This window comes from Dietzia sp. SYD-A1 (assembly GCF_015356725.1).
Taxonomy (GTDB): domain Bacteria; phylum Actinomycetota; class Actinomycetes; order Mycobacteriales; family Mycobacteriaceae; genus Dietzia.
On the sequence record NZ_JADDKI010000207.1, the window covers coordinates 1 to 8,166 of the forward strand.

The window sequence follows — 8,166 nt, forward strand, 5'->3', positions numbered from 1 at the left end:
CCCCGGGGGTCGGTGCGCCGGAGTGGTGCTCGACGACGACGACGAGATCGCCGCCCGGGAGGTGATCCTGTGCGCGGGGACGATCGGGACGGCCCTCCTCCTGCTGGCCTCGGGGATCGGGCCGGAGACCGGCCACCCGGTCGGGCAGAGCACGCAGGAGCACCCGGAGGTCCTACTGGACCTGCCGACCGACCGGGTTCGCGGAGAGGCGGGTGCGGGGAGGGGAGACCCGCTCGTCCCGCCGCCGCTGCTCACCCACGTGGCGCGGTTGACTCTGCCCGGGCCGACGGGCCCCGTGGAGATCGAGGTGCGGCCCTACTCGGTTCCGATGCACCGGGTGATCCCGGGACTGGAATCCCAGCCGCACCGGATCGGGGTGGCGCTGATGAACCCCGTGGGTCGGGGCCGGATCCGAGGTGGGAGCACCGCGGACAGCGGTCCTCACGTGGTGCTGGCCGACGACCCCCTCGACGCCGCCGCTCTGGAGCACGCCGCCGGGGCGGTCGCGGACGGACTGGGGATCCCGGATGGCGCGCCGCGGCCGGATCCGATCCGGTCCACCTCCCAGCACCTCGCGGGGTCGGCGCGGATCGGCGAGGTCGTGGACGACTCCGGCCGGGTCCTGGGGTGCGAGGGGCTGCGGGTGGCCGACGCCTCGGTGTTCCCGACACTGCCGCGGTGCGGCCCCTACCTGTCGGTTCTCGCGGTGGCCGAGGACCTCGCCGCGCGAGTGGTCCACCGGGACTCGTGGTAGAACCGATACGAGAACACGTTCCACCGCAGCGGTGGGGGTGCGGGCGGAAGGGTCAACATGACGAGTAGCGAGTTGGAGATCGAGACCGTCGAGCCCCGGTCGTTCACGGTCGCCGGAGCGGCCGGGATGCTCGTCGGCGACGTGTGGGAGCCGTCCGGTGGAGCCGATCCGGTCGACGAGATCCTCATGCTGCACGGCGGAGCGCAGACCCGGAACTCGTGGAACCGCGCCGCCCGGCGTCTGGCGACCGAGGGGTACCGGGTGACGACGATGGACGCGCGCGGTCACGGGGACAGCGACTGGGCGGACGACGGGGACTACGACATCCACCGCATGGTCGACGACCTGGAACTGATCGTGGCCGCACGCTTCACCGACCGGCTGCCGGTGCTCGTCGGGGCCTCGCTGGGCGGGTTGACCGGGCTGTTGGCGCTGGGGACGGGCAAGCCCGTCGCCCGGGCGCTGGTGCTGGTGGACGTCACCCCGAGGATCGAGGCGGAGGGTGTGGAGCGGATCGGGGAGTTCATGCGTTCCGGTCTCGACGGGTTCGCGGACCTCGAGGAGGCCGCGGACGCGATCGCCTCCTATCAACCGAATCGTCGTCGTCCATCGAACCTCGACGGCCTGCGCAAGAACCTCCGACAGAAGGACGACGGCCGCTGGTACTGGCACTGGGACCCACGTTTCGTCGCGGGCGCCACCGGTGACAACGCCGAGATCGGAAACGACTACTTCGAGGGGATCGTGCCCCACGTGTCCGAACCGACCATGCTCATCCGGGGGTCGCGTTCGGACATCGTCAGTGATGAGTCGGTGGCCCACCTGCTGCGACATCTCCCGCACGCCTACACGCACGAGGTCGCGGACGCGGGCCACATGGTGGCCGGTGACGACAACGCCGTGTTCCTCGACCAACTCGAGTGGTTCCTCGCGGAGATCCTCGGCTCCCCGCCCCGGCAGGGGGCGTCCGGGGAATAACCCCGATCGGGCGGCGTTGTTCCACACTGCACGGCCGTGAATACCCGCATGGGTATGGTTCGTGCGAGAAGGTCGTCGTCGCCGCGGGCTGTCCGTAGGCTGGCGACGAGAGACGACGGGACGAGAGTCGCCCCGTCCCGCTAGGAGGGCAATCGTATGACCACCGTCGACATCACGACCGCCGACTTCGAGAAGACCGTCACCGACAACGACATCGTCCTGGTGGACTTCTGGGCCGAGTGGTGCGGCCCGTGCAAGGCTTTCGGGCCGGTGTTCGAGAAGGTCTCCGGCAAGAACCCCGAGCTCGTCTTCGCGAAGGTCGACACCGACGCGGAGCAGCAGCTGGGCGCCATGCTCCAGATCCAGTCGATCCCCACCCTCATGGCGTTCCGTGAGGGCATCGCCGTGTTCCGTCATTCCGGCGCGATCCCTGAGCAGGCGCTCGACGACCTGGTCGAGCAGATCAAGGGTCTCGACATGGACGAGGTTCGCAAGGCCGTCGAAGAGGCGCAGGCACAGCAGGGCGACGCCCGGGCCTGAGTCCGGCCACGTCCGTCCGGGCGCAAAACAAGAACACGTTCTCGAATCAGCGAGCTCCGCGCCAGTAATGCGGATATTGTGATGAGAACACGTTCCAGTGGCGGGATCCCCCCGTCGCGCCCGGAGGGAGTCGAATGAAGACCAAGGCCGCCATCGCCCGCGAGCTGGGCAAGCCGTTCGAGATCGTCGAGGCCGAGCTCGACGGTCCCAATTTCGGCGAGGTGCTCGTCAAGTGGAAGGTCGCCGGCCTGTGCCATTCCGACCTCCACATCACCAGTGGTGACCTGCCCGGGCGTCTTCCGATCGTCGGCGGGCACGAGGGTGCGGGCGTCGTCGAGGCGGTCGGGGAGGGCGTGACCCACGTCCAGCCCGGCGACCACGTGGTGGGTTCGTTCATCCCGGCCTGCGGCAAGTGCTCGGCCTGCGCCCGCGGCATGACCAACCTGTGCGACGGCGGACTCAACGGCACCATCGGCGAGATGGCCGACGGCCGCTACCCGTTCGCCCTCGCCAATGGTGAGACCGCGGGTGCGATGTGCACCCTCGGCACGTTCTCGCAGTACACCGTCGCCAACATGAACTCGGTGGTCAAGGTCCAGGAATGGATCCCCTTCGAGGTCGCGGCGCTCGTGGGCTGCGGCGTCACCACCGGCTGGGGATCCGCCGTCTACTCGGCCGATGTCCGGGCCGGGGACACCGTGGTGGTCTTCGGCATCGGTGGCATCGGCATCAACGCGATCCAGGGCGCGAAGCACGCCGGGGCGCGATTCATCCTCGCCATCGACACCGACGAGTCGAAGCTGGCCAAGGCCCAGGAGTTCGGTGCGACCCACGTCTACACAGACGTGGAGCAGGCCAAGGCCGAGTTGCCGGGCCTGACCTGGGGCGCCATGGCGGAGAAGGCCATCATCACGATTGGTGTGGCCGATGCGAAGGTGACCGCCGACGCCACCGACATGGTGGGCAAGCGTGGGGTCGTGGTCCTGACCTCGATGGGCGGACTCGACAACCAGTCCATCAACCTCACGGGGTTGTTCGTCTCGCAGTACGAGAAGGTCATCAAGGGATCGTTGTTCGGCTCGGCCAACGCCTTCCACGACATCCCCAACATTCTGCGGCTGTGGGACGAGAAGCAACTGAAGCTCGACGAGCTGATCACCCACCGCTTCACGCTCGACCAGGTCAACGAGGGGTACGAGATCATGGAGTCGGGTGGACAGGGCATGGTCCGCGGGATCATCGTCCACGACGACTGATCGCCTCGGCCCGGGCCCCGGTTCCCCTCGGCAGAGGTGGGCCGGGGCCCTCGCCGTATCCCGGACTGGACAGAAATACCCCCATGGGTACAATGGGCCGTGGATCGACACGCATCCGCGAGAGAGCAGGAGGGCCTGGTATGGCTGACGACGAGGCGAGGACCCAGGTGCTCAACCGCCTGCGCCGGGCGCGGGGGCAACTGAACGCGGTGATCGACATGGTCGAGCAGGAGCGTCCCTGCAAGGATGTCGTCACGCAGTTGGCCGCGGTCTCCAAGGCGCTGGACCGTGCCGGATTCAAGATCATCAGCACCAACATCCAGGAGTGCCTGGCCGCCGACGGCGAGTCCGGTGAGGACGGCATCACGGTCGCCGAATTGGAGAAACTCTTCCTCTCGCTCGCCTGACCGCGGCCAGAGACCGTGGGATGCTGGCCCCGGCACCCGCAGGCACCCGACCACAGACGTGAGGACTACGACATGGACGTCGGAATCGGTACGTACACGGCGATGGGGTTCGACGAGGCGGTGGAGGCCACCCGCGAGGCGCTCGCCGACCGCGGCTTCGGGATCCTCCACGAGATCGACCTCACCGCGACCCTCAAGAAGAAGATCGACAAGGACATCGAGCGCGTCCTGATCCTCGGCGCCTGCAATCCCGGGTTCGCGGGCGAGGCGTTCGACGTGAGCAAGGAGGTCGCGCTGATGCTGCCCTGCAACGTCGTGGTCCGTGAGTCATCCGGGGGCTGCGTCATCGAGGCGCAGAACCCGGCGCTGCTGGCGCAGGTCATCTCTGGTGGCCTTCAGGACATGGCGGACGAGTTGTCCGCGCAGATGCGGTCGATGATGAAGGACCTGACCCGCTGAGTAGCCTTGGGGCATGACCCAGGAGCCGCACACCGATCCCCGGGCCCTCGCCCAGCAGAGACTGGAGGCGATGGTGGGCCGGGGGGAGTTGTCCCTCGCCGAGTTCTCGGACCGGGCCGCCCGCATCTGGTCCGCCACCTGCCCCTCCGAGTTGGAGGCGGCCCTGAGCGGGCTGCCGATGCACAGCGCCGCCGGGCCGCCCCCGACCTCGGCGCAGCCGCCGGCCACCCGGCCGACAGGGGCGATCACCGTGGACGAGAGTCAGAAGAGGACCTCGGTCTTCGACACGCTCAAGCGGGAGGGCCGGTGGTCCCTCCCGGATGACTACCGGCTGACGTCCTGGATGGGTGAGATCTTCCTCGACGCCCGTGAGGCGGTGGTCGACCGCCCACGCACGCACATCAAGCTCGATCTGTGGGCTGCCAACGCCAAGATCCTGCTCCCCCCGGGTGTCTCGGTCGCGGTGACCGGCAACCGGACGTGGTCCGAGCTCAAGATCGACGAGGGCCGCTACGACGTCCGTGGGGGCCCCCACCTGGACTTCGAGATCAACGGCTTCATGGCCGGCGTGAAGATCAAGATCCTCGCCGCGGGGGAGCGGATCCCCAAGACCTGGAAGTGGTTCTAGCGTCGCGCCGAGGGCTCACCCCTGCCGACGGCGCCACACCGTGTGACGGTGCCGGACCTCGTCGTCGTAGCCCTCGACGCGACTACGCGGGTCGGTGATCCAGTCGCCCACCTCGACCCGCTCCCAGGTCCCGTCCAGCTCCGGGGCGAGGACGGTCCCCGGGGCGTCCGCGTCGATCTCGGTGACCAGGCACTCGTCCGCCGCGACGAGCGCCGCGGCGTAGATCTGTCCGCCGCCCATGACGACGGCGTCGGGTCCGGCCGACGCCAGCGCCTCGGCCACCGACAATGCGCGCTCGGCCCCGCTGGCCGCCCACTCGGCGTCCCGGGTGCAGACGATGTTGCGCCGGCCGGGCAGGGGCCGGAACCGCTCCGGCAACGACTCCCAGGTGGCCCGACCCATCACCACCGGCAGGCCCGCGGTGGTCTGCTTGAAGAACGCGAGATCCTCCGGGACGTACCAGGGCATGTCCCGGCCGTCGCCGATCACCCCGCCGCGGGCCTGCGCCCACACCATCCGCACCGGCACGGTCGCCTCCGCCGCGCTCAGACCGCGACCGGGGCCTTGATGCCCGGGTGGTGCTCGTACCCGACCACGTCGAAGTCCTCGAAGCGATAGTCGAAGATCGAGTCGGCCCGCCGCAGGCGAAGCTCCGGGTAGGGGAAGGCCTCGCGGGCCAGCTGGGTCCGCACCTGCTCGACGTGGTTGTCGTAGATGTGGCAGTCGCCACCGGTCCAGATGAACTCGCCCACCTCCAGTCCGACCTGCTGGGCCACCATGTGGGTGAGCAGCGAGTAGGAGGCGATGTTGAACGGGACGCCCAGGAAGAGATCGGCGCTGCGCTGGTAGAGCTGGCAGCTCAGCCTGCCGTCGGCCACGTAGAACTGGAACAGCAGGTGGCACGGCGGTAGCGCCATGTCCGACAGCTCGCCCACGTTCCACGCGGAGACGATGTTCCGACGGGAATCCGGGTCGGAGCGCAGGAGGTCCACCGACGCCGCGATCTGGTCGACGTGCCGCCCGTCGGGGGTGGGCCAGGACCGCCACTGAACGCCGTAGACGGGTCCGAGCTCGCCGCGCTCGTCGGCCCACTCGTCCCAGATGCTCACGCCGTTCTCGCGCAACCAGCCGACGTTGGAGTCCCCGCGCAGGAACCACAGCAGTTCGTAGGCCACCGACTTGAAGTGGACGCGCTTGGTGGTGATCAGAGGGAACCCCGCCGCCAGGTCATAGCGCAGTTGGTGGCCGAACAGGCTGCGGGTGCCGGTCCCCGTGCGGTCGGACTTGGGGCTGCCGTGCTCCAGGACGAGTCGGAGAAGGTCCTCGTACGGGGTGGGGACGGTCATGACCGGCAGTCTACGTTCGAGTCGCTTGCGCGGCCTGGGCGGCCAGGATCTTCTCGGTGAGCTCGGGGCGGCAGATCAGCACGTCCGGGGAGTGCGTGTCGGGCTTGTTGAACCGGATGGGCGTCCCGTCGAGGCGCGAGGCGTGCAGCCCCGCGGCCAGGGCGACGCCCACCGGCGCGGCCTGGTCCCACTCGTCCTGACCGCCGGCGTGAAGATAGGCGTCCGCGTCGCCCAGCAGAACCGAGAGCATCTTGGCCCCGGCGGAACCCATGGGACGCACTTGCAGACCGACCGCGTCAGCGACCTGGAGCGCCCCGGGCGGGGGGTTGTTGCGGCTGATGACCATGGTCCCCGAGGGGGGGCCGTCCACGTAGTCGACCTGGTCCGAACGGAACACTCGGCCCGAGTCGGGCAGTCCCACCGAGGCGACGGTGGGGTAGCCGTCGACGACGAGCGCGACGTGGACCGACCAGTCGGATCGGCCGGTGGAGAACTCCTTGGTGCCGTCGATCACGTCGATGATCCAGACCCGGGACTTGTCCAACCTGCTCAGGTCGTCGGACACCCCTTCGGAGAGGGTGCCGTCGTCCGGGCGGTGCACGGCCAGCACCTCGTCGGTCCAGTTCTGCGCGACCTCGTTGGCGACACGGGCCAGCGATCGTCCGCGGAGCAGCCCTCCGGCGCGCGTGCCCCGGACGATGTCCCCTATCCCCGTGGCGAGGAAGCAGGCGAGGTCATCGTCGTCGAGATCACGCGTGCTGTCGCTGTGCATGGCAGACACTCTACGGAGGAGGGGCGGTGATCGGGACGGTGTCGTAGTCGTGGGACATCATGAGTTCATGTCCGACGCACTGGAGCGGTTCCACCCGGCCACGGCCTCGTGGTTCCGTGGGGCGTTCGACCGGCCCACCCCGGCGCAGGAGGGGGCGTGGGATTCCCTCGCGAGCGGCGCCCACACGCTCGTCGTGGCCCCGACGGGGTCGGGCAAGACGCTGTCGGCGTTCCTCGACTCGCTCGACCGGCTGATGTTGGGGGGCGGGGGTGATGCCGACGGCTCGGCTGAGCGCCCGCCCGGCACGCGCGTCCTCTACATCTCCCCGCTCAAGGCGCTGGCCGTGGACGTCGAGCGCAACCTCCGGGCGCCGCTGGCCGGTATCGCCCGTCAGGCCGCGTCCCTGGGGGTGCGGACGGCGGAGGTGACGGTGGGGATCCGCACCGGCGACACCCCTCCGGAGGAGCGCCGCCGGCAACGCTCCCGGCCACCGCACGTGCTGGTCACCACGCCCGAGTCGCTGTTCCTCCTGCTCACCTCGGCGGCACGGGAGACACTGGCCACGGTCGACACGGTGATCATCGACGAGATCCACGCGGTGGCCGCCAGCAAGCGCGGCGCCCACCTCGCCCTGAGCCTCGAGCGACTGGACCAGCTGCTGGACACCCCGGCCCGGAGGGTGGGCCTGTCCGCCACCGTCCGCCCCCACTCCGAGGTGGCCCGCTTCCTCGCGGGCGAGCGGCCGGTAACCGTCGTCGCGCCCGGGTCGGACAAGCGCTTCGAGCTCACGGTCCGGGTGCCCGTGGAGGACATGACGGACCTGTCCTCGGCGAGCACGGACGTCACGGCACCGCCCGGGACCCCGGGCGAGGGGTCGATCTGGCCGCACGTCGAGCGGCAGGTGGTCGACCTGATCGCCGCCCACCGCTCGACGATCGTGTTCGTCAACTCCCGGCGGCTGGCCGAGCGGTTGACCGCGCGGCTCAACGAGATCCACGCCGAGGACACCGAGCCGGGGTCGCTGCC

The 8,166-nt window shown here is 69.6% G+C and carries 11 protein-coding genes; 8 read left to right on the forward strand and 3 right to left on the reverse strand.

All coding sequences use genetic code 11. The features are described from left to right. The 7 genes from mftG to IY392_RS09480 all read left to right on the forward strand — a co-directional run. Positions 1-754: mycofactocin system GMC family oxidoreductase MftG (gene mftG, locus IY392_RS09450; RefSeq protein ID WP_194861068.1), on the forward strand; the 754-nt coding region annotated here is incomplete at its 5' end. 57 nt (positions 755-811) lie between these two features. Next, positions 812-1,732: an alpha/beta fold hydrolase gene (locus IY392_RS09455; protein WP_107757011.1), complete on the forward strand. Its 921-nt coding sequence runs from the start codon at positions 812-814 to the stop codon at positions 1,730-1,732. A gap of 156 nt (positions 1,733-1,888) precedes the next feature. Next, entirely contained in the window at positions 1,889-2,272 is a 384-nt protein-coding gene (gene trxA, locus IY392_RS09460; protein WP_107757010.1) for a thioredoxin, read from the forward strand. Between the two features lie 134 nt (positions 2,273-2,406). Next, complete coding sequence (locus tag IY392_RS09465; protein WP_194861069.1) at positions 2,407-3,528, forward strand: NDMA-dependent alcohol dehydrogenase; 1,122 nt, start codon at positions 2,407-2,409, stop codon at positions 3,526-3,528. 140 nt (positions 3,529-3,668) lie between these two features. Further along, positions 3,669-3,935, forward strand: coding sequence for a metal-sensitive transcriptional regulator (locus IY392_RS09470; protein ID WP_017836249.1), 267 nt, complete (start codon positions 3,669-3,671; stop codon positions 3,933-3,935). 72 nt (positions 3,936-4,007) lie between these two features. Then, a complete protein-coding gene (locus IY392_RS09475) occupies positions 4,008-4,394 on the forward strand; it encodes a DUF302 domain-containing protein (protein WP_107757007.1) in 387 nt (128 codons plus the stop codon). Between the two features lie 13 nt (positions 4,395-4,407). Next, complete coding sequence (locus tag IY392_RS09480; RefSeq protein WP_107757006.1) at positions 4,408-5,022, forward strand: DUF1707 domain-containing protein; 615 nt, start codon at positions 4,408-4,410, stop codon at positions 5,020-5,022. A 15-nt stretch (positions 5,023-5,037) separates the two neighbouring features. Here IY392_RS09480 and IY392_RS09485 read toward each other — a convergent pair whose 3' ends face one another. From IY392_RS09485 to IY392_RS09495, 3 genes are read right to left on the reverse strand one after another with little or no spacing between them, the layout of a single operon-like run. Continuing rightward, a complete protein-coding gene (locus IY392_RS09485) occupies positions 5,038-5,550 on the reverse strand; it encodes a dihydrofolate reductase (protein ID WP_107757005.1) in 513 nt (170 codons plus the stop codon). 17 nt (positions 5,551-5,567) lie between these two features. Next, positions 5,568-6,368, reverse strand: coding sequence for a thymidylate synthase (locus tag IY392_RS09490; protein ID WP_107757004.1), 801 nt, complete (start codon positions 6,366-6,368; stop codon positions 5,568-5,570). 10 nt (positions 6,369-6,378) lie between these two features. Continuing rightward, a complete protein-coding gene (locus IY392_RS09495; protein WP_156607221.1) occupies positions 6,379-7,140 on the reverse strand; it encodes a 3'(2'),5'-bisphosphate nucleotidase CysQ in 762 nt (253 codons plus the stop codon). A gap of 67 nt (positions 7,141-7,207) precedes the next feature. Here IY392_RS09495 and IY392_RS09500 point away from each other — a divergent pair. Next, positions 7,208-8,166 (forward strand): DEAD/DEAH box helicase (locus IY392_RS09500; RefSeq protein ID WP_194861070.1); only part of this gene is annotated, 959 nt, incomplete at its 3' end.